Genomic DNA, 26,558 nt, shown 5'->3' on the forward strand with positions numbered 1-26,558 from the left:
AACCGAGTATGGCACGCATCACGCCCATAGAACAGCATCTTTGATGAAATTCTTGTTACGCGTACGGTTCGCTCAGCGGAACGCTAGAGTCGACTCGCTTGGTGAACCACATTTCCCCCCTGAATCCGGAAGGATGGCCGAATGGTCACGCCGCCCAGCTCCACATCACTGGCCGAAACATCCACCGGCACAGAGTCAGCAGATCGTGTGGCAGATGTGCTCCTCGCATTCGCACAGTCCGATCGCGCGCTCGGAGTATCCGAGATCGCCCGACGCCTGCACCTGAGCAAGGCCGTCGTGCATCGAATCCTGCAATCGCTGGCCTCACGCTCGATCGTGCAGCCGATGGCAGGCGAATCGACGTACTCGCTCGGCCCGGCTGCAATAGGCCTCGGCACGAAGGCATGGAGCCAACTCGACGTCCGATCGATCGCCGCCCCGGTGCTTCGGACACTGCGCGCGGAAACCCGTGAGACGGCGACCCTGTCCGTCCTCGTCGGCCACCGGCGCGTCTATCTCGATCAGTACGAAAGTCCACAGGAGGTGAAGATGGTCGTCGAGATCGGCCCCCAGTTCCCGCTGCACTCGGGGGCATCGAGCCGCGCAATCCTCGCGTTCCTGCCGGACCACTTCGCCGTCGAAGCACTCGAGGAACTTCAGGGAACCACCCCCGACGTCGACGCTGTGTCCTTTCGTGAGCGTCTCGCCGAGATCCGCGACATCGGATACGCGACATCGATCAACGAAAGAAACACGGGCGCGGCCTCCATCGCTGCACCGTTCTTCGACGCGTCCAATCATGTTCTGGGCTCGGTCAGTTCCTCCGGCCCTGCTTTCCGCTACGCCTCGACCGCGGACGAGAAACATGCCATCCATGCCCGCCAGGTGGTCACCGCAGCTCGTGCGATCACCCAGATTCTGGAAGCTCGTGCTACTCGATGACTCGCACAGATTCTCGCTCGTTCCTCTATGTCCCCGCAATCAAGCCCGCACTCTTCGACAAAGCTGTCCGCGGTGACACGGACGCCGTCATCATCGACCTCGAAGATGCGGTACCCCTCTCCCAGAAGGCAAGTGCACGAGAAGCCGTCGGCGAATGGTTGAAGACGCGCGAGCCTACGGACACCGAGATATGGGTCCGGGTCACTCCCGAATTTCTGGCAGAGGACCTCGACGCGGCCGCTCGGTCCGGAGTCGCGGGCATCATGATCGCCAAATGCTCGACCGCCACACTGGCCCGCGCGGACGCGCTCCTCACCGAACTCGAGTCGACACGCAAGCTGGACACCCTCGCCGTGATCGGGTTACTCGAAACTGCCGACGCCTTACGCTCCATTGCCGCGATGGCCGGATACGCGCGGGTTCGCACCTTCGGAATCGGCGAGGTGGACCTGCTCGCCGACCTGCGCATCGCGCGCACCCCGGAAACCGAAGCCGTGATCGACACCATCCGCATGCAGGTCGTCATAGGTTGCGCTGCAGCCTCTCTGGCCGCTCCCGTTGCCCCGACGTCGACAGACTTCCGTGACCTCGACGGCTTCGTGACCACCACCCAGCACTTCGTGGACATGGGCTTCCGCGCCCGAACAGCACTGCACCCGAGCCAGGTTCCCATCATCAACGCGGCCTTGACGCCGTCGGACGAAACAATCGCCTCGGCGCGCCGATTGGTGGAACTGTACGAACTGTCCGACGGCGGTCCGACTGTCGACGACCAAGGCCGCTTCGTCGACGAAGCCGTGATGCGCGGTGCGCGGGAAGTCCTGGCTCGGGCGTAGTCACTACCGAGCGGCAGTACCGATTCTCCTCAGCGGGGCGAGCAGGGTGCCGATGTCCGTCAGATCGGGCAGTCCATGGCACCGCTCGGCCAGCTGGGCCACATCCGATTCGGACATGAACGACCCCGCGTTCGCACGGAACTTCGCCGAGACCTCCTCAAAGGACAGCGGTCGCTCGGGGCCACCTCGGGTGGTGAGCACTTCCTCCACCACCGTGGTGCCATCGGTCAACGTTGCGGTCAGCACTGCCGGGAACTGGTGCGGGAAGATGGCGTCGCAGCGAGCATCCGGAACCACATCGACCTTGGCCATCAGTGCTCGGCGGTCCTCGGCATTGGCCAGTTCGTCCGAATAGTCTTCCAATGCTGCACCGAGTCCGCCGCCCCCGAACATGCCCACTGCAAGTGCGTACGGTCCGCTGAACTGCGCCATGTATCCGGTTGTCGGTGTGCGTTTGACCTCGATCGGCTCACCGATGGTTCGCAGGTTCGCCGCCGGCACGCCGAGAACCAACTTCTCCACATCGGACGGCGCAATGCCACGATTGCGAAGCGCAGCACCCGCGTCGACCGCAGCATGGGTGAAGTGGTTCGCCGGGTAAGGCTTGAAGAAGATGTCGGGCACAGCCCATTCCGTTCCGAGGCCGTCGACGATCTCCGACGCCCGGCCCGGTTGGTGCAACCACGCTTCGAAGAAGCCGAATCGGCCTTCGAGCACGGTCGGCGGGCCGGTGATGCCGTGTCGCGCAAGTCCCGCGGCAGCCAATGCCGAATGTGCTGCCCACCCGCAGTGCATGCGCTTGACGGTGCCACCGGTGCGGTTCGCCTCGATGATTCCCGACGCCATCGACGCAGCGATTCCGAGAGTGTCGACGATCTTCGCTTCCGATGCGCCGCCGATGACGGCAGCTGCTACCGCTCCACCCATGGCGCCGCAGATCGACGTCGCGTGCTGACCATGTTCGAAGAACACCGAGTTCTGGGTCTCGGGGTCGAAACCTGCCATGCCGATCCGGACACAGACTTCCAAGCCGATCGCTATGCCACGAACCAACGTTCGACCGTCGGCACCGTGTTGTTGGGCCGCGGCCAAGGCGGCAGGTACGACGGTGGCGCTCGGGTGCAGGATGGAGGGCAGGTGGGTGTCGTCGAAATCGAGAGAATGCGCCAGCACGCCGTTGACGAATGCAGCCATCGGCCCTGGTAGTGCCGCCTCGACGCCTACTGCGAAAGCCTTTGCTGCGCCGCCTTGCTCGGTTGCCCAGGCGATTGCGGCGCGGCTGGTATCGAGATCGGTCGCCGCAATGGCGATACCCAACGTGTCGAGTACGCGCATTCCGACGCTGTCCACGACTGCGTCGGGCAGGTCCTCGAACGTGGTCCCGGCGGCAAAGCGCGCCAGATGCTGAGCAAGAGTGGTATCGGTCATGAGTTGGTCACAGCCAACGGTCGAACCGGGGAACCCGTAGCGCCGAAGATGTTGAGCGGAACCAGCACGAAGGTGAACTCGTACTGCTTCTTCGTGGACAGTTCTTCGAGGTCGAGCGCTTCGATGATGTAGATACCGCTCTCCACCAGGAGAACTCGGTGGGCTGGAAGAAGTGCGTGCCCGCCACCCGGCGCGAGTTGCTCGAACGCGATCGTGTCGGCCCCTGCGGCATGCACTTTCTTTGATGCGAGCCACTGCGCGCCTGCTTCGCTGACGCCGGGAACTCCCGAAGGCCCCCCAACGTAGGGCTGGCCCTCGTCGAACAATTGCCCCCACCCGCTGCGGATCAGTACGACGTCCCCTTCGGACACCGCTATCCCCTCAGCGCTCGCGGCCGCTTCCAAGTCTGCAACGGTGATCTCGTAACCGCCTTCGCAGCGGCCGATTCCGAGCATCGATGGAATGTCCAGTAGGACGCCGCGCCTCACCATCGGTGCAATGGTGTGAACTCCGTGTTCGACATACTTTCCACCGATGCAGGACTGGCCTGCGTCGGCGCCGCCGTGCAATTTGCCGTCGTGTGAGACATGCGCAAGCGCATCGATATGCGTGCCCACGTGCGTTCCGGTCGTGATCATGTCGTTGGCAGCGCTACCGCCGTCCGATCGCGTCATGTCGCCGTGACGGCGAGGCAACGTATGCCAGAACTGTGGGTGATTCGGCGATTGCGGCATGCCCACGCGCAATTGCCGCCCCAGGTCGACGATCTGCACCCCAGCCTGAACTGCCTGGAGAAGTTGATCGGACATTGCGTTTGTCTCCTTCGCTCGCAACATGAACGGTTCATGAGTCGCGCCGTTCCGCTCAACGAAACAATGCGCTGAGGGAGGCTGCGGTGCTTCACAGGCTAGCATTGCTGGCCTTTCGATCACCGTTCATTGACCGCATGAATTGAAATTCATACAGTTGATTCATGACTTCGGACTCTGCGTTCCTCTCAGCGGAACATTCCACAGTATTACTGGCAAGAGCCGTGTGCGAACTGCGCGACGGGGGCATCTCACCCGAACTCAGCGAGCGCGCTCGATCGATCCTGCTCGATCTACTCGGCGTCACCATTGCCGGCGCGCGTACGAACGAGCTGCGAATATTGTCGGCCACCTGGCGACCGGAAGAAGGAAGAACCCGCACGCTGGGAAGCAGAATCGAAACCACGATCTCCACCGCAGCCGAACTCGACGCGATAGCGGCGTGCTGCCTCGAACTGGACGAGGGCAACAAGTACGCCGCAGGGCACCCGGCAGCCCACGTGGTTCCCGCCGCCATAGCCGCGGTCCGGATGTCCTCGACGCCCGTCGACGGCCACACATTCCTCGCGGCGGTCGTTGCAGGGTACGAGGTCGCGGCAAGGTTCGGTCACGCTCTCACCCGCGACTCGCGATGGCACACGCACGGCCATTGGGGCGCGACGGGAGCCGCTGCCGCAGCCGCTTCCATCTGGGGCGCCGACGCCGATCGAGTCGCCGCCGCGATCGACGCATCGGCAGCGCTGATCCATGTGTCTCCCTGGGGCGTCGTATTGGAGGGAAACTTCGCTCGAAACCTCTGGATCGCAGGCGCAGTTCGTGCCGGACTCGATGCCGCGCGGCTGTCCGAGGCTGCGCTGGTAGACAACTCGGGGGCGCTTGCACACTCCCTCGGAGACATCGTCGGCACCCTCGACTACCCCCGCCTCACCGAAGACCTCGGCACACGCTGGCTCACTATGGAGGGTTACGCGAAACAACACTCGAGCTGTTCCTACACCCATGCCGCCATCGACACCGTGCAGAGTCTGCGGGCCCATGCACCATGGAACGCCGAAGACGTCGAACAGGTTCGGGTACGGACACATTCACTGGCAGCACCACTGTTCCAACGTCATCCCACAACACGGCTCGGCGCAATGTTCTCACTGCCGTTCGCGGTCGCCGCCGCATTCGTCACCGACAGAATCGACACCGAAGCCCTCGACCCCGCCGGGCCGGTGTTCACGATCGCCGAGAAATTCAGCAATCGAGTACACGTAACCGCAGCAACAGAATTGGACGAGCTGCTGCCCCGACGTCGAGCTGCCGAGGTCACGGTCGTCCTACGCAGCGGCGAGGAAATATCCGCACTGACACCGAATCCGGTCGGCGATGTCGACCATTTTCCGATGGACTACCCCGCAATCGAAGCAAAGATCGCACAGCTCATCGGCGAGGAGGACACGGCCGCACTCGCAGGAGTCGTGTCGAGTATCGCCGACACCACCGATGTCGCAGGACTGTTCGAGCGTCTCCCCTAGTCGATTCTGCGCTCACACCAGCCCTTGCAGCTCCCGCGCACCGGCGAGGAGAAACTCGATCAACCCGTCGTCGTCTCGACGCACCCTGCCTACGCCACCCTGAAGGCAGAGCCCAGCGACCACTTCGGAGCCGCTTTTCCGAACGGGGACCGCCAGCGCGACTCGCCCGATCCTGGACTCCTCGTTCTCGAACGACACTTCTGTCGCCAGAACCATTGCCAGGTCGCCGCGCAGTGCTGCAACGTCGATGACGGTGTGCGCTGTGACGGCACGCAGACCCGAGATAGCGAGCGAGCGGGGTTGGTATGCCAGCATCAGCTTTCCGATCGCGTGCGCGTGCGGATTGCGCATGACCGTCGACGCCGACACCACTTCGTGGTCCGGGTCGGTATCGACGATACGCAGCGTTCCACCTCTGAACGACGCCACGTACAGGCCGTGCCGTGTTTCGGCGCGCATAGCGTCGAGAACATCGGAGATGGTTCGGCCGGGATCCGAAGCCGAAGCTGCATAGGCCAGTTCGGAAGTTCTCCGTCCGAGCGCAAAGCCGGAAAGATCCGGAACTCGAACCAGGAATCCATCGGCGACCAAGAAGTTCAGCATCCGATAGACAGTTGCGGGCGGCACATGCGTATGTGCCGCTATCTGTTTCGCGGTGGCGCCTGCGCCCAGGTATGCCACCGCCTCCAACATCGCCAATGCTTTCTGCACAGCTTTGGGCTGCTGTCCCCCGAACTCCGACCCCGATCCACCACGGCGCACGTCGTGTCGTTCGATCACCACCGTTACCGCCCGTGACGAGCCGGAGTCAGAACCGGTTTGCCTGCGGAACTCATCGCCAAGTCCGCCGACCCCGGTAGAAGATCGGCAGTTTCGACAGAGTCGAAGACCCCGATCGCGTCGATACTGCCGGGACGATATCGTCGCAGAACGGCGTACCACAGGCTTCCCGACACACAGAGCCCCACCAACCAGACTGTGTAGATCCACAACCCGTTCATGGCCGAGCCGATCACGGCGAACGTCAGCAGTCCGGTCCCCGCTGCCGACGCAAGCACCCCGCACAACCGCGTCCACACCGTGTGCTCACCGATCCGAGCGAGGAACCGCAGCGCTGCCACCGACACCATCGTGTAGCCCAGCACGAGCGCAATCTCGACTACGACGTCGTAGTTGTCCGATGCGGTAGCGGGGTCGTGCCAGAAGGACCCGATCAACGAGGCCCCGACGAAGAATGCGACACCTGAATACGGCGTCCGAAAACGTGGGTGCACGCGCTCGAGTAGCCCGGGGATCACCCGTTCGAGGCTCATCGAGAAGAGTAAGCGCGAACCGGCTTGCGCAAAACCGAGTGTCGAAGCGATCCACGACGAGCACACACCGACGTTGACTGCCACCACCAGTACCGGACTCGCGCCCGCGCCGACTCCTCCGAAGTAGGCATTGATCAGGGTCCCGGCGTGACCCGACATTCCCGCCCAGCCGGCGAAAACGTACAACACCCCTGCCAACAGCGGCGAGATCAGAATTGTCCGAGACACCGTGCGCAGCGGAGTACGTGCTTCCGGGCCGAAAAATGCCGCACTCTCGAAACCGGCCAGACTCAGCACCGTCTGCATAGCGAGAAACAGTCCGAATCCGATGGGTATTAACGTCGCCGAGTCGACCACTGCGATCTCCACCGGCGCCCGCAGCAGCAACGCACTGATGAGAATCAAGGTACAGATCTCGATTACCAGAATCGTTCGGCTCGCGAAGCGAACACCTCGGATCGCAATCGAGGCAACGACAACGGCAACTACGACGCACGCTATCGGCGCGGCACCGCTGCCTACGTTCAGTCCAGTGACGTCCGCGACTGCCACCAGGTTCGCGCCGGCGTTCGACAACACCGAAATCGACACACCCAAGTAGCCGACGAGCAGAGCTGCACCTGCGGTCAAGGTCGCCCGTTTGCCCAGTCCGCGTGCCACGAAGCTGTACAGCGAACCGGACGCGGCGAGCCGCATCGTGAATTGGCGGATGCAGACCGCGACGAGCATCATCACCAGAGTTGCACCGAGGATCGCAAGGAGTCCGCCGGCGCCTGTGCTGAACTCCGACATCCACAAGGCGATGAACACCATGCACGTCGCCGGGGCCATCGTCGACATCGACTGTCCGAGCAGATCGAACGGGGTCAACTGTTTCCGCCCGAGAACGCTGAGCGGCGAGTAGACAGGGTTGGTAGGCCGCGCAGTGAGACTTGCTTGCTCGAGTGCGGCACGCAGTGCGCTGGTGTTCATGACCGTCCTGAGTGCGAGTGAAGACTTCGAGGAAATCGAAATGTACGACTCCGGCGTTTCCGCCATGTTTCGGCCGTGACAACCACACGAGGTTCAAGTGAGAATGCGGCTCCTGAATGGACCGGATTTGCTGCTCACGCCGTGACGCATGACACGAAATGAGCGGCCACGAGCTCTCCGCCTGCACGGACACGTTCGGCAACGCATCACATGACTTCGTCAAGCACGTAACGCAGCAGAAGCACTCGCGACGCATCTCCCTCCCATGATTTCCCTCAGCCGGTCGAGAACGGACGGCAGATGACACACGAGGAGAGGGGTCCGCACATGCTCTGGGCTGCAATGTCGAGCGTTGTCGGTGCGGTGCTGTTGGTGGCCGGCGTACCGAAGGTCAGGGACCGTGACCGGATGGTCCGTGCGGTCCGCGGGTATCGATTGCTTCCCGAGAGCATGGCGACTGCGGTCGGTAACACGCTCCCCTGGCTCGAGATCGTGCTGGGTCTCGCGCTCGTCCTGGTGCTCGCCCCCACCGTGACCGGCGCTCTGGCGGCGGCGATGTTCTTCGTGTTCTTCGCCGCTCTGACAATCAATCTGGTGCGTGGACGGCGCGACCTGGACTGTGGTTGCTTCGCATTCTCGGCCGGCGGCGACGAGGTTGCGCACATCGGTTGGTGGCATGCCGCCCGCGCGGGCTCCTTCGCTCTTCTGGCTGCGGTCGTGACCTTCACCCCTGCACTCGAGTTCGGCGAGCGGATTGCAGGCATCGGCGTCGGACTGTTCGTTGTCGGCCTGGTCTGTGTCGGGGTCTACGCGCGCTCGGTCATGTCGTTCGGACGCCGCCCGATCGACGACTACCTCACCAACGCAGCGATCGAACTTCGCGCCGTGAAGTCCGTCAGCCGCTACTGATCTCCTGTCGAAAGGTTCACCCGCATGACTGCATTTCTCCTGACCATGGTGCTCGTTCTCACCGCAGCGGTGGCGGGCCTACTGCTGATGATTCTCGGGTTGGCTCGCGAAATCGGTCGAGTACAAGTGCGTTTGGGTCCGCTCGGCGCACGGATGATGGACACCGGACCCAAGATCGAACAAGTCGGACCCACGTTCCATGGCCTGACCGACCAGCTCGGGCGGACAGTGAGCGTCGGTGGTCATCGCGAACGGCCGCAGCTTCTCCTGTTCACTGCTCCGGGATGCTCGACCTGCAAATCCCTTCTCCCCGGCATGAAGTCGATGGCGAAAGGCGAAGACGAGCTGGACATCGTCATGATCTCCGACGGCACTGCGGCCGAGCACGCGGAATTCCTCGCCGGTGCCGGCATCGGCTCCGAACTCAGCTACGTGGACGGTCGTGACGTCGGAATCGCCTACCAGGTCGGTACCACGCCGTTCGGCGTGATGCTCGACGAGCACGGAAAAATCAAGGCCAAAGGCCTCTGCAATCACATGGCTCAGGTCGAGAGCCTTCTCAACGCACTCGAATCCGGAACACCTTCGCTCCAACACCTGCACACCCAGGCCGCGAAGAATCACGCGGGCGCTGCCTAGTCCCACACGTGCCTTCTCGCACACGAGTCCCAACAGAAATCGGAGAGCACATGGACCATCATGAACACCCCCACGATCCGCAGTCCGCAGGCAGCACCGAACAGCGATACCCGGTGGACGAGGACACCGTTTCCGAGCAGGTCGAGTGGATGGCCGGCCGCGGAGGAAGTTTCGCGAGCCGATCTGGTCGCAAGCTTTCCGAACGTGTCTCACGTCGATCCATGATCTCCAAGATCGGCCGCTGGACCCTCGGCGCTTCGGGCGTCGCAGTTGTCAGCGCGCTCCCGGTCTCACGGGCCTACGCTCAGGAAACACCCTCCGCTCCTGCGCCCGAACCACTCGTTCCCGAATACGACGGCACCAACCCCGCCGAGTGCGAGTACTGGCGCTGGTGCAGCATGGACGGAACCGCCTGCGCTGCTTGCGCGGGCGGTGGCTTGACCACGTGCGCACCGGGATCCAAACCTGGAGCCGAGTTCTGGGTCGGCTGCTGCACCAATCCTGCCGACGGCAAGACCTATCTCATCGCCTACTACGACTGCTGTGGCGCACCGAGCTGCTCCAACTCGTTCTGCGGTGAGCCCGACATGCAGTCCACCATGTACAACCCGGTCAGCGGCAGCTACGACCAAGAGATCATCTGGTGTGTCTCCGACGAATCACAGGCGTACACCTGCACGATGGCCCCGATCATCGGCGCCGACTGCCAGGCCCGTCCCGCAGCCCGTCCGAAGGTAGGTGCGGGCTCGTGACAAGAACACGCCGCACAGCGATTCTCGCCGCCGCCCCCTTGGCCGCACTTCTCGCTATCACTTCATGTAGCTCGTCGAGCAACGACACCGAGGACTCGGCTTCCTCGACCGAGGTCGTCTATCCCTCGGTCGATTTCACCGCACCCGGAGACGGAATCGGGATCGGATCCGAAGATCAGGAGATCACCGGTCGAATTCCCGAACCCGTCCACGTCGGTGAGATCACCCCGATCGGTCCGGATCAAATCCTCGGCGTCGAAGGCGGATTCGGCAAGCTCCAAATGACAGTGAACGCCATCGATCCCGCGACGGGCAAGATCACCACACGTGTCACCGTCGGCCCCGGAATCTGGGACCACGTGATTCACGGATTCGTCGGCGAAACCGGCAGCGACCCAGCCATTCTCGCCGCCGAAGTGTGGCGCCCTCGGGGGTCACGAGGAGCGGCGGACTTCACCGTCAGCACCTACTCGGGAAATCTACTCGAGCCCAAGGAGGTAGCACTGCCCGATGTCGCCCGAGTCCACTCCCGCGAGGGGTCCAATGCCGTCACCTCCGACGGCAAGTACTTCGTCAGCTGGGACGACGGCCTTTACGGCATCCGCGTCGTAGATCTGCAGGCCGGCGAGGAAAGCGGAGCCCTCCGTCTCGTCGGGTGTGGACCGTTCACCTGGCTGGTTGGCCACGACCTCTACAGCGTCTGCGAGGACACTCGAGAGCTCCTGCACGTCAACATCGACGACGACGGCGTACCAACCGAAGTGGGACGCGAGAAGGTACTTCCCGAAGACTTCGTCAGTGCCCGAAAAACTACCTTCGCGGAGGAAGCGAAGAAAGCGCTACTCATCGGTGAGAACGGCGACATCTTCGTCTTCGACGTTTCCAACGGACTTCCCACACAACCGGTTGCTCCGATCGGAAATGCGGGCGACCCTTCGGGCCGCTTCTCGGAGAACGTCATCAACGCCGATGGCACGCGTTTGGCCATCTCCTACACCGACAGCATCGTCCACCCAGACTCCGCACGCGGTGGTTCGGTGGCCAAGGTTGTCGTGTTCGATGCAGTGAACTCGGCACCGATCCGCACGCTGACGCTCGCCGACATCGGGATCGAGAGCTTCTCTTCGATGGCGTACAGCCTCGACGGGGCGACGTTCTACGTGCTCGGTGACGGCCCCGAGGCCGACGGCATTGCACCCCAGAAGTTGGTGGGATTCAACGCGGCTACCGGCGACCGAGTCAGTTCGGTCGACCTGGATGGCAACGTGGAACCGGTCACCGACTTGCTCACTCCCGAGGTGATCGGATGAATCAGCCGGTCCCCCGGTTGATGCTCGGCCGACGTCGGTTCCTGTCACTCGCGACAGCAGGCGTCGGCCTGGCAGGAATCGGCGCACTCGGTGTCACCGGATGCAGCTCTTCCGATGCATCATCGGGTACCACCGACATGTTCGATTACATCTCGCCCACCGACCCCGAAGTTGCTGCGGCGGAGGCTGCTCGGCGATCGACAGGGCGAACCGCGACATACGCGCTCGCGGCGGGCCTCGCCACCGTCGATCTCGGCGGGCGACTGGTCGAGACCTGGTCGTTCGGGACCGGCGCTGTCGCTCCGGAGTTGCGGCTGTCTGCCGGTGACACGATGCTCGCGTCGGTCACCAATTCGGTGCCCGCCGACACCAGCATCCACTGGCATGGGATCCGGATCCGAAACGACATGGACGGTGTCGCGCCGGTGACGCAGGACGCCATAATGACCGGTGGCACATTCGACTACTCGTTCGTGGCGCCGGATCCGGGGACGTACTGGTATCACTCGCACTCCGGGCTGCAGGCGGATCGCGGGCTCTTCGGAGCACTGATCGTCGAAGACCCGCAGGACAGATCCGGTGCCGACGCGGATGCGGTGCTCGTTCTGGACGACTGGGTCGATGGCATGGGAACCACTCCCGATGCCGTCATGGCTGCATTGAATCCGAATCTGCACGGTGGCGGCCACGGCGGGCACGGTGGGGCGTCCATCCCTGAGCCGGTCGGGGCGGACGCGGCCACGGTGGCGACCTCGATGACGTCCGCCGGTCATGGCGATTCCGCTGTCCTCGGCGGAATGACGCAGCACATCTCCTATCCGCTTCACCTGATCAACGGACGGCCACCGAACGATCCAGCGGTCGTAGAGGCAGCGGCGGGAACACGCCTTCGGCTTCGAATCATCAATGCCGGAGCGGAAACTCCGTATCGATTCGCCGTTGCCGGACATCGGCTCACGATCGTTGCAGTCGACGGTTACGACGTGGTTCCGACCGACACCGACGCAGTTCTCATCGGCATGGCTCAGCGCTACGACGTACTGGTCACCGTCTCCTCGGGGACCTGGCCGATGGTGGCCGCAGTGGAAGGCCGTGCGGGATACGCGTCGACGATCTTGCGCAGCCTCGACGCGCGAGCCCTCTCGAATCCTGATGTGGGCGGCTCGATTCCGGAACTGGGCCGCGAACTGGTACCGGAAAGCTCACTCCGTCCCGCTGAGCAGTCGAAGCTCGACAGCAGGACACCGGACCGGGACTACCAGGTGGATCTACTGCAAGCGGGTGACCGTTACGTGTGGGCGATGGCGGGGGCCGATGCAGGCAAGCTCGTCATGAAGCAGGGCGAGCGGGTCAGAATCACGATGAACAACACCTCGACGATGTGGCACCCGATGCATACGCACGGCCACACGTTCGCTGTTCCGGACTACGGCGGTCTCAGACGAGACACCGTCAACGTCCTACCCGGCACTTCGCTGGCGATCGAGTTCGACGCCGACAACCCTGGGGAGTGGATGTTCCACTGCCACAATGCATACCACTTCGAGGCCGGAATGACGGCGAACTTGAGGTACATCCGATGAAAGGGACACCATGAGGAAAGCACTTGTCTTGATCTTCGCGCTCGCCGCCATTCTCGGCATGACGGCTTGCAGTAGCGACACCGCGAACGAATCTCCCACCACCACTGTGCGCGTGGAGAACATGAGCTACAGCCCTGCATCGGTGACCATCAAGAAGGGGGACACCGTCGAATGGATCTTCGACGACAACGGCCTGCCCCACGACGTCGTCGAAGACACGGACGAGCTGTTCAAGAGCGAACTGCTCACCGAGGGAAGCTACTCCTTCACCTTCGAGAACACCGGTACGTTCACCTACCACTGCACGCCACACCCGATGATGCTCGGCACGGTAGTCGTCGAGGAGTGAGAACCCTTGTTGCGCTGTCGATCCTGCTGCTCGCCATCGGATGCTCGACGACTCCCGATGTAGACGCGACAGTCCACATCAGCAACGTCCGCTTCGATCCCCAGGAGGTACACATTCCCGTCGGAGGCACCGTCGAGTGGCAGTTCGACGACGGTGGCCTCCTCCACGAGGTACACGCCGACGACGTGTTCGACAGTGGTGTCAGCGGCGACAGCACCTATCGCTTCACATTCGATACGCCCGGCGAGGTCGAGTATCACTGCTCGATCCACCCGTACATGTCCGGAATCGTTCACGTCGGCTGACGTGAACGCCACCAGCCCAGAGGAGGTCTCATGACAATCACGATCGATCACGTTGCACTGCAGCAGGACATGCCCCACATCCGACCGAGTTTGCACAGCTCGGTAGGACTCGCTTCGCGCACGGTCCTGACTGCGGCGGCAGTCGCGATCGGCGCGGGTGCTGCGCTGTCTTTCACCCCGACCACGACCGGAGGACTCACCGGTACAGTGATCGGCGCAGGTGCCGTGACCGCCCTTGCGGCGAATTGGTCCACGTGCGGAATGTCGGTCGCCGGGGTCGTAGTCGCACCGAAACAACCGGGCCGAAAGGGTTCGTCGACACCGCTGCGCCGCCTGGGTTGGCATGGTCTCGGTTCACTGGTAACCGGGTCGGTGACCGGAGCTGCGATCGGTGCGCTCGGCGGACTGACGCTCGCCGCGGTCCCCATCGCGCTGCTTCTCGGTGCGTGGGCAGTGCTCGCACTGCTCTACGGTCTGCACGAGTTGGGACTGATGACGATGCCGACACCGATGCGGCGGCAGCAGTTGCCGCGCCATCTGCGGCGGCACATGGAGCCGTGGAAGGTATCGCTGCTGTTCGGAGCCATTATCGGTCCAGGCTTTCTCATCTACATTCGGTCCAGCGCCTATTACCTCATGGCGTTGGGTGTCGCAGCAGTCGGCTCCCCAGCCCTCGGCGCAGCGCTGTTCGTGACGGTATCCCTCGGGCGCTGCATGCCGAGCGCGTTGGCAATCGTGCACACCCGACGTGGTGGCTCGATGCCGGGCTTCCTGTCACTGATGTGCGTCGTCGACCGTCGGGTGCAGGCGCTCACCGGTGCCATCCTCGTCGGACTCGCCGTGTTCGGCAGCATCACGCTGATCTGAGCGGCCGCGTCCGTGCTGTTGTCTCTTTCGAGGGTTGTGGCCCCAAACCGGAGGGAACATGTAACAGTCGAGGACAGTGTTTGGAATGTGGAAGATACGTCAATCCACTCGCTGGAACGGGGTAAGCCCGTCGATCCTTCATTACCGTCGAGCGAAAGGTATCCGATGAACATCAACGACGACGACATCACCACAACCGGCGGAGCAGGCGAAGGCCCAGCCGACGGTGGCTCCAACCCCAACGGCCACGACGGCGGCGCCGACGGCACGGCAGGCCCCGGTGAAGGCCCCGCCGACGGAGGCTCCAACCCCAACGGCCACGACGGCGGTGCCGATGGCCCAGCCGGATCCGGTGAGGGTCCAGCTGATGGTGGATCGAACCCCAGTGGCCACGACGGCGGTGCGGACGGCGCGGCTTGAGCCTGACAGATATCGACCAGCGCGGACCGGAATTCCGGTCCGCGCTCGGTCGTTTGATATCGGTCGACGGGCGGACCTTCGCCGATGAGTACTGGGGGAAGAAGCCGCTACTGTCGAGGGCATCCGACCTCACCGCCTCGTTCGACGATTTGATGACATCCTCTGTCGTGGACGAATTGATATCGCGTCGCGGGGTGCGCACTCCCTTCGCGCGGATGGCCAAAGATGGATCACTGCTGGAAAAATCCCAGTTCACTTCCTCCGGTGGTTTCGGCGCCGAGATGCCCGATCAGCTCGACTCCGCGGCGATTCTGTCCGCGTTCGCCGGCGGTCACACTCTTGTTCTACAAGGCCTGCATCGGCTGTGGCCGCCCCTGATCGACTTCGTTCGCGATCTGGTCGACGACATCGGTCACCCGTCACAGGTCAACGCCTACATCACCCCGGCCTCGTCGCAGGGATTCGATCCACACTACGACGTGCACGACGTATTCGTCCTCCAGATCAGCGGTGAGAAGCGGTGGATTCTCCATCCGCCCGTGCACACGCACCCCTTGGCCGATCAGCCCTGGTCCGACCGGCGCAGTGCCGTCGAACATCAGGCACGCGAAGTCCCCGCTGTCGATACAGTGCTCGCTCCCGGCGACGCCCTGTATTTGCCTCGCGGGTGGATCCACTCGGCAGAAGCATTGGGCGATACAACCATTCACCTCACCATCGGTGTTGCATCGTTCAACGAATTCGACGTAGCGACCCAGCTGATCGGTCTGCTCGCGGACGACGCCGGTCTTCGTGAACCGCTGCCCGCCGGAATCGACCTCACCGACTCCGACGCTCTCGCACCGCATATCGACCGAGTGCTCGACTCCATCGGATCGATCCTCGCCGACATCCGAGACGACACCGAACTCCGACGCCGGATCGCCAGAGGACTCGCAACACGCTTCGTCGCCGCCACGCGACCCGAACCAGTACAACCGCTGAAGACTGTCACCTTCATGACCTCGCTCGACGCCGACAGTTCGGTGGTGTGGCGTCGTGGGTTGACTGCCTCCGTCGACGTCGACGGAGACAAAGTTCATCTCGGTCTTCGCGGTACGACGATCTCGCTCCCAGCCGAGTGTTCAGACGCGATGATCCAACTACGCACAGGGAAGGTCTGCCGCGTCGGCGATCTGGTCGGCCTGAACACCGACAGTGCCATCGTCGTGGCTCGCCGCCTTCTCCGCGAGGGAGTACTGGTACCGGCAGAATGAGTGGGCCTGGCTGCAGCGACCGCGCCCGCGAGCGCGGTGACGCCCTGGCCGGGTCCGGGTCGCCGGGAAGTCGATGGTTTCTCGTCGAGATCGACGGATCCTGGGGACACTCTGCTTTCTTGAATTCGGCCAAGGTGCTCTATCCGGACCTCGGTTTGCGCATCGTTCGCCGTATCGAAGGGGCCGGCATGCGCACGCTTGCCATCAGGCGACCTGCTCGGCGGCTGAGCGAGGCGCGAATGAGATGGGCCATTGTCGATTGCGACATAGGTTCGGAGTCGATCCGATGGGGCGAGGTCGACGCATACGAGGAGCTTCTCGACGTCCCACTCGACGGATCGACCGGAGAGCTCTCGCCGGATCCGATCGTCGCTGTCTGCACTCACGGCCGCCACGACCGCTGCTGCGCCGTCCGCGGACGGAAGGTGCTCCCGGCATTGCGGGAACACCACGAGTCGGTGACCTGGGAGTGCTCGCACCTGGGCGGCGACCGATTCGCCGGAACGATGATCGTGTTTCCGCAAGGCCTGTACTACGGCAACGTCGACGACGCCGACGTCGCGACGATCATCGATCGGCACCGGGCCGGATTTCTCGACCCCGGCTTCCTCCGTGGCCGAAGCTCACTGTCGGCTCCGGTTCAGGTCGCCCAGCATCATGCCCGTGTGGCCTTGCGCGAGGAAAGAATCGACACGTTGAGCCCGCTGGCGACGACCCAACACGCGAGCACGTGGACCGTAGAGCTCGATCATGACGGCGCTCGTATCGTCGTGACACTGCAGCAGGGCGTGTCCGAGCCCATCACCACGACCTGTGCGGCAGTGCGCGCCGGCGCCGTCAGAACATTCGAGTTGATCGACATCGCGATGCCGTAGCAGAAATCCCGCAGGCTGCCCTCCCACCTGCCTACGATGGTCGACGAACCCATCGATAGAGGAGGACTCATGCCTACTCGACTCAATCCCTACCTGAACTTCCGCGGGCAAGCGCGCGAGGCGTTGGAGTTCTATCAACAAGTGCTCGGGGGTGAACTGACGTTGAGCACCTTCGGGGAGTTCGGGGCCGTCGCCGATCCTTCCGAGAAGGACCAGATCATGCACGGCCAACTCGACTCGCCGAGTGGGCTGACGCTGATGAGTTCCGACACTCCCGCGAGTATGGCGTTGAGCGTCGGCGACAACATTTCCGTCTCCCTCAGCGGCGAGGACGAAGCGGAACTCCGGGGCTACTGGGACAAACTCGTCGTCGGCGCGAAGCAGACGATGGGGCTCGAGAAGGCACCGTGGGGCGATACCTTCGGCATGCTGACCGACAAGTTCGGCATCAGCTGGTTGGTCAACATCACCGGTACCCACTCTTGATCGGATAGCACTGGGTGCACGATGAACCGATGAAGACGACTGCTCGTATTCTCCTCGGTTCGTTCTTGATGTTCGCCGGTCTGAGTCACCTGTTCTGGGCGCGTGAGGCGTTTCGCGCTCAGGTGCCTTCGTGGGTGCCGCTCGACGCGGACTTCGTGGTGCTGGCCTCCGGCGTCGTGGAGATCGCCCTCGGCCTGGCCCTTGTCGTGCTGGTACGTCGGCGAGTAGCTCTCGGCTGGATCGTCGCGGCATTCTTCGTTGCGGTCTTCCCTGGCAATATCTCGCAATTTCTCACTCACAGTGATGCTTTCGGCCTCGATACCGATGCGGCTCGCGGCATCCGATTGCTCTTCCAACCGGTACTCGTGGCATGGGCATTGTGGTGCACAGGTGCGTGGGCCGCCTGGCGATCGGGGCGATCAGATGCCCGGGTGCGGTAGTTCGAACAGCACCCGGATGCGACCGCCCGTAACCGCACGGTCAGTATGGAGGTAAGTACAACTGATTACATGAACTAAGCAACGAGGTGGCGTAGTGAGCGACGCAGCAGCAATCGGCGACGGTATCTTCCAGATCCCAGTCCCCATCACGGACAATCCGCTGGGTAACACCCTCGTATACGCAATGGAATCCCCCGGCGGGCTGATTCTGGTCGACGCAGGGTGGGACGACGACAACGCCTGGAACGGCCTGACCACGGGCCTCGAGTCGCTGGGACACTCGATCACCGACGTCGAAGGCGTCGTGCTGACGCACTTCCATCCCGATCACGTCGGACTGTGCGGTCGAGTCCGGGAAGCTTCCGGCGCCTGGATCGCAATGCACGAGGCCGATCACTCGTCGTTCGCGGCCATGACTGCCGTACGCGGCCCGGATTGGGCGGATCGGGAACTCGACAACCTCGTGGCCGCCGGCGCCCCTGCTGCCGACATCGAGGCATGGCAGAAGCACGCACCATCGGCCCCTACCGGGCCGAAGTCTGCCCCCGACCGCGTGCTCACCGACGGCGAGATCATCAAACTCGCCGGCCGCGAACTCGAAGTCGTCTACACCCCGGGGCACACCCCCGGCCATGTGTGCTTCTACCTACCCGAATCCGACGTCATGTTCACCGGCGACCACGTTCTTCAGAAGACGACGCCACACGTCGGGAACTTTGTCTATCCCCTGGAAGAACGCGACGCGCTCGCCGAGTTCATGGACTCACTTCGACGCGTCCAAACGTTGGACATCACTCGCGGCCTCGGGGCGCACGGCATCCCGATCGACGACGTCGCCGGCCGTGCCGGTGAACTGATCAGCCATCACGGGGAACGACTCGATCATCTGTACGAGGCATTCGGCGACAACGAGATCACCGTGTGGCAGGTTGCCGAACGAATGAAGTGGTACAAGCCGTGGGCGGACATCTCTCCGTTCGGCAAGACCATGGCACTGTCCGAAGCAGCTGCACACCTCCGCCACCTGGTGGCACTGAACCGAGTTGCTCAGGTACCGGAATCCTCGCCTGCCCTCTTCGCCAGAGTCTGATCATTCGGCGGAGTCATCTCGAGCCGAACACCCAATAGCCTGACCTCTCTCGCATGATCCAGGCGATCGACGAGAGCAGCAGCCGCGTCGACGATCGTGTCTCCATCGAACGTCGGCGCGGCAAGCGCTGCTGTGGTCGTGTGGGTTTCGAACGGTGCATACCGAATCTTCAGGGTGACGCGCACCGCCTGCCTCTTCTCGGCGAGTAGATCGTCACGAACGCGGCGGGTGAGTCGGCGTACCTCCTGGCGCACCGCCACCCAATCGGTCAAATCCTGTTGGAATGTCGCTTCGCGACTGTGCGAGCGCGCAACCCACGGCTCCGTCGACACCGGCGAGTCGTCGACGCCGCGGCCCTTCGTCCCGATCCACGGACCTGTTTTCGGGCCGAAGGCAGCGGCAAGTAGCTCATCGTCTGTCGCCGCCAGTTCCGATACCGTGGTGATCCCCAGCGCCGCAAGCTTCTTCGCAGTCTTCTTTCCAATTCCCCACAGTGCATCGGTAGTTCGCTCCCCCATCACCTCGAACCAATTCTCGTTCGTGAGCGTATAAATGCCCTGGGGTTTCCCGAAGTCCGTGGCGATTTTCGCCCGCAACTTGTTGTCGCCGATACCCACCGAACAATGCAGCCCCGTCGCCGCGAACACGGCATCGTGCACAGTCCGCGCGAACGACACCGGATCCGCGGTTTCCACCCCGAGAAACGCTTCGTCCCAACCCATTACCTCGACGACGACGTCCAGCGACCGAAGCGTGTCCATGACACTGTTCGACGCGGCGCTGTAGGCCTCGGCGTCGACAGGCAGGAATATCGCGTCAGGTAGTTTTCGCACGGCGACTCGTAGCGGCATTCCGGATCCGACACCGAAAGCCCGAGCCTCGTACGACGCAGTGGAGACCACCCCGCGTTCGTTCGGATCGCCGCGGCCGCCGACGACCACCTGTTTGCCGGCCAGTGCCGGATTACGAAGCACCTCCACCGCGGCGATGAACTGATCCATATCGACATGCATGACCCATCGTCGGCGCGCCGAGATCGTCATGAGTTCATTGTGGCCCGCGCACAGTCGCACTGGTGATCCTTTGCAGTGATGAACGTCCGACGCTGTGGAACACTCGCAACCATGGACTCGAACCCCGTCGAAATCACCGTCCTCGGCCAGGGCCAGGCCACGTTCGCACCGGAGCGCTGCACGATATCGCTGACGGTGAGGTCCGACGGCCGCTCCGCAGAGGCTGCTACCGAGCCCGCCCACCGGTTGGTCCGAGAGCTGACCGAACTCATCGATCCCCTCTACAACCAGAAGTCCGGCCCGATCGACAGGTGGTCTCTCGATCAGGTGCGGCACAGCCGAAATCGGCCGTTCAATCACGATGGCGAGCAGCTCCCCTACGTTTACCAGGCCGTAGCATCCATCGACGTCGAGTTCAGCCAGCTCGATGTCATCGACGCGTTCGTCTATGCGGTGTCCGCGCTCGACGGCGTCGACATCGGCAGCTTCGACTGGACGCTGACCGAGGAGAGCGTGCAGGACAACACGCGGCACGTTCGCAAGCTGGCAGTACAGGATGCTCTCAGCAAGGCCGAGGTGTATGCCCAGAGCGTCGGACTCGCGTCGGTGAAAGCACTGGCCATCGCCGACCCCGGTTTGCTCGGCGTCACCGCAGGACATCAGGACTACGGGATGGCCACACGCGCCTACTCCGGCCGAGAATCCGAGGGGTTCGAATTGAAGCCCCAGGACATCGTCCTGCGGGCCGAAGTGCACGCGCGATTCGCCGCCAACTGATCGGACCGTGTTCGCATCACTCCACGAAGGGCCGCATGAAGACCGCAGGGACGCACAGCTCGAAGTGGTCGACGGCCGCAGTCATTTTCGCGATCGTCGCCGCAGGTACCGCCGTAGCGGGCGTGCTCGATGATCCCGCTACCGACATTGCTGGGTGCGAAGAGGTCGTCCAACCCGAGCAAGCACAACGGATCAACTTCGCATTCGTCGGCGAAGAGTCCTACGACAACCCCGACCACCCCTGGTTCACCGAAGCCAAGGCAACCGCGATGTCCGACGCCCTGGCACAGTCCTTACCAGCCGGAACAGATGTTGCCTTCGATGCTCCAGCACGCGCGCTGTACTTCGGGCCGATCGGCAGCCAGGAAGGAAACCCGGCGGGTGGCATCACGACGGCCCGCGGCACAATCGCCGTCGGCGGCAAGACCGGCCGGTTGACAGTCTCGGTCCAGAAGTCCGACGAGCCGCCCGGCCCGTGCTTCGAGGGATACGTCGACGAGCGACGCACCCTCGACGATGGCACCGTCGTCGATCTCCGCGACGGTGGAGTTCGGGCATACACGCCGGACGGAACCTTGATCGACGCCTCAGCCGACAACATGCTGACCACCGATCAGCTCCTCGACCTGGTCACCGCGCCCGGCTTGCGGGTGACGACGCCGGTTCCTGCTGCGACCGCAGGTGCGCTCGGCATCTGCACTATCGACTCCGTCTCCTCGACCGCGCCACCGATCGACGAGAAGACCACTCGGCGACTCAACGACGTCCTCGACGCAATTCCTTCGAGCGGCTTGCAATTCGACCGCCGGCTCGGATCGTTGCTTCCGGACGAATGGATGACCGGAGGAGTATGTGAGACTCTGCACGCCGTCGGTGGCGCGACGGAACTGACAGTAGAAGTGATCGGAGGTCAACCGTTTCCGCCGGCAGTAGGCGGGGTTACTCCGCACATCCCGCCCGACGGACTCGTCGTCGAACGCTCGACGAAGTCGCCGACCGGGGAAGGAAACGACATGACACCGCGGACCGACACCGTGACAGTAACCAGAGCGTCCGGGACGCGAATCGTCGTACGTTCTTCCGGCGCGGAACCCCTCCCCTTCGACGTACTCGAAACGATCGGCACGGCTGACGGCCTCGATGTGACCTGAGCGCGCGTCTGCGACCTGTCGGTGATCACGCCTACCATGGGTAACCGTGACCATTCCTGCCATGGACGAGCTAGAAGTCGACGCCCTCGAAATCCGCTTCGGGACCGACACGTTCACGCGCGGATCGAAATACTTCGACGAGGGCAGAGTTCGGCAGGTCACGTGGGATCGACGGGCGTCCACACTGTCCTCGCAAGTGCGGGGCAATCGAGCCACCCCGTATTCGACAGTGGCCACCATGTCGACCCGGATGGGTGCCATCGTGGCCGTGGAATACGGCCGTTGCAATTGCCCGGTCGTCTTCAACTGCAAACACGCCGTCGCGCTGATTCTGCAGGCAAAAGCCGACAGCGTCCGGACGCCGACGCGCGTGCCGGTCAACAGCGCGGGCCATTGGTCCCAGGCGCTTGCATCCGTCATCTCAGCCAAGCCCGCCGAGCTCGAAGGGCCGAGCAGCGGGCGCATTCGCGTCGGGCTTCAGTTGGGTTTGGAACCGTCGGTCGACCGCGCCGACGCAATTCGACTACTGGCCCGCCCGGTGATGTACAACGAGCGTAAAGCCTGGGTCGGCGGCGGCGTCTCGTGGTCGTCGCTTCCTTCCACCACGGATCGACGCGTCCAGCGTCAGGTCGACATTCTGCGGGAGCTGTATGCGCTGCATCAAGTGCGCTCGCGTGGGCGCTCGGCCTACTCGTTCCAACGGACCGACTCCGCGACGATCGACCTCGCAGACATCTCCGGTCGGCTGCTGTGGGATCTGCTGGGCGAGGCACGCGACGTCGGACTTCCGTTGATCAACGCACATCGCATACTCGGTGAAATCCCTTGGCCGGGAGAAGGAGAGTTCACCGTCGACATCACTTCCGATGATTCCGGATCCCTTTCCGTGGTCGGCCGAATCACTCTCGACGGCAACATAATTCCGCCCAACCGTCGAAGCTTCCTCGGCAATGACGGTTCAGGGATTGTGCACTGGGACGACGATGCGCACACGAACTACGCAACCCGCGAGTTTCGACTGGCCCGGTTGTCGAGGCCGGTCCCGTCCGCGCTTCGACGGATCGCCACGAGCATCGACCCCATCGAGATACCGTCCTCGGATCGTGCGGATTTCACGACGAAGTACCTTCCCGCACTCGAGCGTGCCAGCGATGTCGTATCTTCGGACGGCTCGTACACCGCGCCCGTCGTCACCGGCCCCGAACTCCACATCACGGTGACCCACACCGGAGAGAACCGACTGACATTATCTGCTGGGTGGCGCTACTACCTCGATAGTGCCGAAATCGACTATCCAGCAGACGTTTACAGATCATCCGAGGGCGTTCGAGATCCCGACTCGGAGGTCACGTTGCTGCGCAGAGTCCTTCCAGTACTGGGCCGACCCCCTGGCAACGAATTCATCTCGTTCACTGCTGTCGGGATCTCGGCCGGCATACTGGTCACCGACCAGCTACCGCTCCTGGACGAGTACGACAACGTGCATGTGACGACTGTCGGTGAGCTTCCAGATTTTCGCAATGTCAGCGACGACGTCGGCATATCGTTGTCCACCACAGCGATTCGAGGCGACAACGATTGGTTCGATCTCGGTATCGCAGTCACCGTCGACGGCACCGACGTCGAACTCGCCACGGTCATTACTGCCATTGCTCGCGGCGAGACCCACCTGATGCTCTCCGACGGTCGATTCTTCTCGCTGGAGCGCCCTTCGTTGCTCACCCTTCGCCGGCTAGTGGAAGAAGCGCGGTCGTTGCAGGACAACGTGAACGGACCGTTGAGAATCAGCAGATACCAAGCCTCACTATGGGAGGAACTCGCCGAACTCGGTGAAGTGACTCGGCAGGCAACAGCGTGGCGCGAGCAGGTCACAGCGCTGTTGAAGCTCGACTCGATCCCCCCTCAGCCCGCTCCTGCGGGAATCGGCGCTCAGTTGCGGCCATACCAGCTCGAGGGTTACTCATGGCTGCTCTTCCTGTGGACCCACGGTCTTGGTGGAATCCTCGCCGACGATATGGGCCTCGGTAAAACCATCCAGGCGCTGGCGATGATCACCAAGATTCGGGAGAGCGGACCATTGCCGGCCCCGTTCCTCATCGTGGCCCCTACGAGCGTGGTGCACAACTGGGCACGAGAAGCAGAGAAGTTCGCACCTGATCTCAACGTGGTCACTGCCGGCGAGACGCGCGCACGACGGCGAGGCCCGGTGGGCGACCTCGCGCTCGGTGCCGACATCGTCGTGACGTCCTACACAGTCTTTCGCCTCGACTACGACGACTTCGAAGCAGTGTCCTGGTCAGGGCTCATCCTCGACGAGGCGCAATACGTCAAGAACCACAAGAGCAAGTCCTACCAGTGCGCTCGGCGACTGTCCGCTCCATACAAGCTCGCCATCACCGGCACCCCGATGGAGAACAACGTCATGGAGCTGTGGTCCCTGTTGTCGATCACCGCACCCGGACTCTTTCCCTCACCGAAGAAGTTCACCGACAACTACCGTAATCCCATCGAAAAAGACGGTGACACAGAACAACTGAGAACCCTTCGGCGACGCATCAAGCCGCTCGTGCTACGGCGGTCGAAAGATACTGTGGTGCAAGATCTTCCCCCGAAGCAGGAGCAGACCGTCGAGGTCGACCTTCATCCACGCCATCAGCGCGTCTACGAAACGCGGTTGGCTCGGGAGCGTCAGAAGATACTCGGGCTGCTCGACGACTTTCAACGCAATCGAGTCACGATCTTGCAATCACTGACCATTCTGCGTCAGCTCAGCTTGGATGCGTCTCTGGTCGATGAGAAGCACTCGGATATACCAAGCGCCAAGATCGACGAACTGGTCGATCAGTTACACGAGATCATCGAAGGCGGCCACCGAGCGCTCGTCTTCAGCCAGTTCACCAGGTTTCTGTCGCTGGTGCGAGATCGCCTCGAATCCGAAGGAATTGCTCTCGTCTACCTCGATGGAAGTACCCGAAACCGCGGCGAAGTCGTGGAGCGTTTCCGTAGCGGAGAAGCGCCGGTGTTCTTGATAAGCCTCAAGGCCGGCGGAGTGGGCCTCACGCTCACCGAAGCCGACTACTGTTTCGTACTCGATCCCTGGTGGAATCCCGCGACCGAGGCGCAGGCGGTCGACCGTGCCCATCGCATCGGACAGGCACGCACCGTGTTCGTCAACCGCTACGTCGCACGCGGCACCATCGAGGAAAAGGTCATGGAGCTCAAGGAGCGCAAAGCCAAACTCTTCGCAAGTGTCATGGACGACGGCGGCGCCTTTGCCGGAGGACTCACAGCAGACGATATTCGAGGGTTGATCGAGTAGGCGCCGGCGGAGTTGGGGCTTTGGTAGGTTCGCTCCCCTCCGCTTCAATGGACCATTCATACGATCAGATAGCTTGTGGGCGCCATTCAAGCGGCAACAAGTCGCGAGCGACACCGACGAACGAACAGATTGCCGCCAGACATGGCCAGAGTTCGTACACCTCTCGTTCAGGCCTAGGCTCGCGATGTGGACCGACATAGTGGACAACGCCTCTGGCCTCGGCCACCGATTCTCCCGCGACCGATCTTGATGGACCAGCACTGGGAACGTGTGGTGTTCGTGCATTGGAAGGTCCCGAGCGCGGTCATCTCACCGCTGCTGCCCCGAGGCTGCGCACCGGACGAATTCGACGGCTCGTCTTGGGTCGGTCTGATCGGTTTCGAGATGGTCGGGGCCGGATTCGGATACCGTCGACCAGTTCCCTACTTCGGGACATTCGCCGAGATCAACGTTCGGCTGTACTCCATTGATGACGAGGGACGGCGGGGAGTGGTGTTCCGATCGTTGGAAGCCGGCCGGCTCGCAGTCGTTTTGGGAACCAACCTCGCTCGCGTTCCGTACCGGTGGGCGTCGATGACAATCGATGACGACAGATCCACCATCAGATACCGCAGCAGACGCCTCGCTCCACCTCACCGCGGAGCATCCACCGACTTCGCCGTGGTGCGCGGATCACGAGATATGTCCGACGACCCGTTGGCCCAATTCCTCACGGCGCGTTGGGGTTTACATACATCGGTCGCTGGACGTCTCATGTACGTTCCGAACCTGCACAGCCGCTGGAAACTCCTCGACGCCGAGCTAACTCATTGCTCAGATCAGCTGATCGAGGCTGCAGGCCTACCGAACATGGCCGGCAAATCACCGGACTCGGTGCTGTACTCGGATCATGTCGCAACACAGTTCGGACGGCCCTATGCGGTGCGTGCTGTCGACTGATTGGCCGCCGGCGATTCCCAAACGAAGGGGTCAGGCTGCTGCCCCCTGATCGCTTCAATGGTCCATTCATACGATCAGATAGCGTCGGTGCGCCATCGAAGCAGTGCCGTCGACGGTGTCGATGACGACAGGAATGCCGATAGTGCGCCCCCTGACCGCGTGAATGGACCATTCATACGATCAGATAACGTCGGTGCGCCACCGAAGCGACAGTCGAACACGAATGTGGGATGTGGACCCGCCGACGCTATCGACACA

Annotated in this window: 26 protein-coding genes; 21 read left to right on the plus strand and 5 right to left on the minus strand. The window is 62.8% G+C overall.

What is annotated here, in order from left to right:
* The first annotated feature begins 141 nt into the window (after positions 1 to 141).
* On the plus strand, positions 142 to 942 hold the full coding sequence (locus tag ABIB36_RS16685; protein ID WP_354560691.1) for an IclR family transcriptional regulator: 801 nt from the start codon (positions 142 to 144) through the stop codon (positions 940 to 942).
* A complete protein-coding gene (locus tag ABIB36_RS16690; protein WP_354560688.1) occupies positions 939 to 1,778 on the plus strand; it encodes an HpcH/HpaI aldolase/citrate lyase family protein in 840 nt (279 codons plus the stop codon). Before ABIB36_RS16685 ends, ABIB36_RS16690 begins: the two co-directional genes overlap by 4 nt.
* A 3-nt stretch (positions 1,779 to 1,781) precedes the next feature.
* Here the strand turns inward: ABIB36_RS16690 and ABIB36_RS16695 are convergent, their stop codons facing one another.
* Entirely contained in the window at positions 1,782 to 3,206 is a 1,425-nt protein-coding gene (locus tag ABIB36_RS16695; protein ID WP_354560686.1) for an MmgE/PrpD family protein, read from the minus strand.
* The gene (locus ABIB36_RS16700; RefSeq protein WP_354560684.1) at positions 3,203 to 4,015 is read right to left on the minus strand and encodes a cyclase family protein; all 813 of its coding nucleotides are present in this window, start codon (positions 4,013 to 4,015) and stop codon (positions 3,203 to 3,205) included. The genes ABIB36_RS16695 and ABIB36_RS16700 overlap by 4 nt, the downstream gene beginning before the upstream one ends.
* A gap of 164 nt (positions 4,016 to 4,179) precedes the next feature.
* On the opposite strand from ABIB36_RS16700, the gene ABIB36_RS16705 reads away from it, so the two are divergent.
* Positions 4,180 to 5,535: an MmgE/PrpD family protein gene (locus tag ABIB36_RS16705; protein WP_354560682.1), complete on the plus strand. Its 1,356-nt coding sequence runs from the start codon at positions 4,180 to 4,182 to the stop codon at positions 5,533 to 5,535.
* A 12-nt stretch (positions 5,536 to 5,547) separates the two neighbouring features.
* Here ABIB36_RS16705 and ABIB36_RS16710 read toward each other — a convergent pair whose 3' ends face one another.
* Together ABIB36_RS16710 and ABIB36_RS16715 are read right to left on the minus strand one after the other, a co-directional pair.
* Positions 5,548 to 6,318, minus strand: coding sequence for an IclR family transcriptional regulator (locus tag ABIB36_RS16710; protein ID WP_502944911.1), 771 nt, complete (start codon positions 6,316 to 6,318; stop codon positions 5,548 to 5,550).
* A 2-nt stretch (positions 6,319 to 6,320) separates the two neighbouring features.
* Positions 6,321 to 7,820 carry an APC family permease gene (locus ABIB36_RS16715; protein ID WP_354560678.1) on the minus strand — a complete coding sequence of 500 codons (1,500 nt, stop codon included), beginning with the start codon at positions 7,818 to 7,820 and terminating at the stop codon, positions 6,321 to 6,323.
* Between the two features lie 327 nt (positions 7,821 to 8,147).
* Here ABIB36_RS16715 and ABIB36_RS16720 point away from each other — a divergent pair, with 327 nt between their 5' ends.
* The 14 genes from ABIB36_RS16720 (at position 8,148) to ABIB36_RS16785 (ending at position 19,101) form a co-directional block, all read left to right on the plus strand.
* Positions 8,148 to 8,729: a MauE/DoxX family redox-associated membrane protein gene (locus tag ABIB36_RS16720; RefSeq protein WP_354560676.1), complete on the plus strand. Its 582-nt coding sequence runs from the start codon at positions 8,148 to 8,150 to the stop codon at positions 8,727 to 8,729.
* A 24-nt stretch (positions 8,730 to 8,753) separates the two neighbouring features.
* Positions 8,754 to 9,368: a thioredoxin domain-containing protein gene (locus ABIB36_RS16725; protein ID WP_354560674.1), complete on the plus strand. Its 615-nt coding sequence runs from the start codon at positions 8,754 to 8,756 to the stop codon at positions 9,366 to 9,368.
* 50 nt (positions 9,369 to 9,418) lie between these two features.
* Positions 9,419 to 10,120 (plus strand): methylamine dehydrogenase light chain, encoded by a 702-nt coding sequence (locus ABIB36_RS16730; protein ID WP_354560672.1) that lies wholly within the window; start codon positions 9,419 to 9,421, stop codon positions 10,118 to 10,120.
* On the plus strand, positions 10,117 to 11,430 hold the full coding sequence (locus ABIB36_RS16735) for a TolB-like translocation protein (protein ID WP_354560670.1): 1,314 nt from the start codon (positions 10,117 to 10,119) through the stop codon (positions 11,428 to 11,430). The genes ABIB36_RS16730 and ABIB36_RS16735 overlap by 4 nt, the downstream gene beginning before the upstream one ends.
* On the plus strand, positions 11,427 to 13,013 hold the full coding sequence (locus ABIB36_RS16740; RefSeq protein ID WP_354560667.1) for a multicopper oxidase family protein: 1,587 nt from the start codon (positions 11,427 to 11,429) through the stop codon (positions 13,011 to 13,013). Before ABIB36_RS16735 ends, ABIB36_RS16740 begins: the two co-directional genes overlap by 4 nt.
* A 10-nt stretch (positions 13,014 to 13,023) precedes the next feature.
* Positions 13,024 to 13,362, plus strand: a complete 339-nt coding sequence (locus ABIB36_RS16745; RefSeq protein ID WP_354560665.1) for a cupredoxin domain-containing protein — start codon at positions 13,024 to 13,026, stop codon at positions 13,360 to 13,362.
* Entirely contained in the window at positions 13,359 to 13,667 is a 309-nt protein-coding gene (locus tag ABIB36_RS16750) for a cupredoxin domain-containing protein (RefSeq protein ID WP_354560663.1), read from the plus strand. The genes ABIB36_RS16745 and ABIB36_RS16750 overlap by 4 nt, the downstream gene beginning before the upstream one ends.
* Positions 13,668 to 13,697: 30 nt before the next feature.
* Entirely contained in the window at positions 13,698 to 14,534 is an 837-nt protein-coding gene (locus ABIB36_RS16755; RefSeq protein WP_354560661.1) for a methylamine utilization protein, read from the plus strand.
* Between the two features lie 165 nt (positions 14,535 to 14,699).
* On the plus strand, positions 14,700 to 14,954 hold the full coding sequence (locus ABIB36_RS16760; protein WP_283478169.1) for a BatC protein: 255 nt from the start codon (positions 14,700 to 14,702) through the stop codon (positions 14,952 to 14,954).
* Complete coding sequence (locus tag ABIB36_RS16765; RefSeq protein WP_502944910.1) at positions 14,951 to 16,210, plus strand: cupin domain-containing protein; 1,260 nt, start codon at positions 14,951 to 14,953, stop codon at positions 16,208 to 16,210. The genes ABIB36_RS16760 and ABIB36_RS16765 overlap by 4 nt, the downstream gene beginning before the upstream one ends.
* Entirely contained in the window at positions 16,207 to 17,085 is an 879-nt protein-coding gene (locus ABIB36_RS16770; protein WP_354560658.1) for a ferredoxin family protein, read from the plus strand. Before ABIB36_RS16765 ends, ABIB36_RS16770 begins: the two co-directional genes overlap by 4 nt.
* Before the next feature lie 69 nt (positions 17,086 to 17,154).
* A complete protein-coding gene (locus tag ABIB36_RS16775; RefSeq protein WP_354560656.1) occupies positions 17,155 to 17,571 on the plus strand; it encodes a VOC family protein in 417 nt (138 codons plus the stop codon).
* Positions 17,572 to 17,600: 29 nt separating this feature from the next.
* Positions 17,601 to 18,011 carry a DoxX family protein gene (locus ABIB36_RS16780; protein WP_354560654.1) on the plus strand — a complete coding sequence of 137 codons (411 nt, stop codon included), beginning with the start codon at positions 17,601 to 17,603 and terminating at the stop codon, positions 18,009 to 18,011.
* Positions 18,012 to 18,105: 94 nt separating this feature from the next.
* Positions 18,106 to 19,101 (plus strand): MBL fold metallo-hydrolase, encoded by a 996-nt coding sequence (locus ABIB36_RS16785; protein ID WP_354560651.1) that lies wholly within the window; start codon positions 18,106 to 18,108, stop codon positions 19,099 to 19,101.
* Here ABIB36_RS16785 and ABIB36_RS16790 read toward each other — a convergent pair.
* Positions 19,059 to 20,144, minus strand: coding sequence for a DNA polymerase IV (locus ABIB36_RS16790; RefSeq protein WP_354560649.1), 1,086 nt, complete (start codon positions 20,142 to 20,144; stop codon positions 19,059 to 19,061). The two genes, ABIB36_RS16785 and ABIB36_RS16790, sit on opposite strands and share 43 nt — an antisense overlap.
* Positions 20,145 to 20,225: 81 nt before the next feature.
* Between ABIB36_RS16790 and ABIB36_RS16795 the strand changes: the two genes are divergently transcribed.
* The 4 genes from ABIB36_RS16795 (at position 20,226) to ABIB36_RS16810 (ending at position 26,300) form a co-directional block, all read left to right on the plus strand.
* Positions 20,226 to 20,891 carry an SIMPL domain-containing protein gene (locus ABIB36_RS16795; protein WP_354560647.1) on the plus strand — a complete coding sequence of 222 codons (666 nt, stop codon included), beginning with the start codon at positions 20,226 to 20,228 and terminating at the stop codon, positions 20,889 to 20,891.
* Between the two features lie 35 nt (positions 20,892 to 20,926).
* Complete coding sequence (locus tag ABIB36_RS16800) at positions 20,927 to 22,042, plus strand: hypothetical protein (protein WP_354560645.1); 1,116 nt, start codon at positions 20,927 to 20,929, stop codon at positions 22,040 to 22,042.
* A 46-nt stretch (positions 22,043 to 22,088) separates the two neighbouring features.
* Positions 22,089 to 25,361: a DEAD/DEAH box helicase gene (locus ABIB36_RS16805; RefSeq protein WP_354560643.1), complete on the plus strand. Its 3,273-nt coding sequence runs from the start codon at positions 22,089 to 22,091 to the stop codon at positions 25,359 to 25,361.
* A gap of 186 nt (positions 25,362 to 25,547) precedes the next feature.
* A complete protein-coding gene (locus ABIB36_RS16810; protein WP_354560641.1) occupies positions 25,548 to 26,300 on the plus strand; it encodes a YqjF family protein in 753 nt (250 codons plus the stop codon).
* The last annotated feature ends 258 nt before the right edge of the window (positions 26,301 to 26,558 follow it).

This window comes from Rhodococcus sp. UYP9, assembly GCF_040547235.1.
GTDB lineage: Bacteria > Actinomycetota > Actinomycetes > Mycobacteriales > Mycobacteriaceae > Rhodococcoides.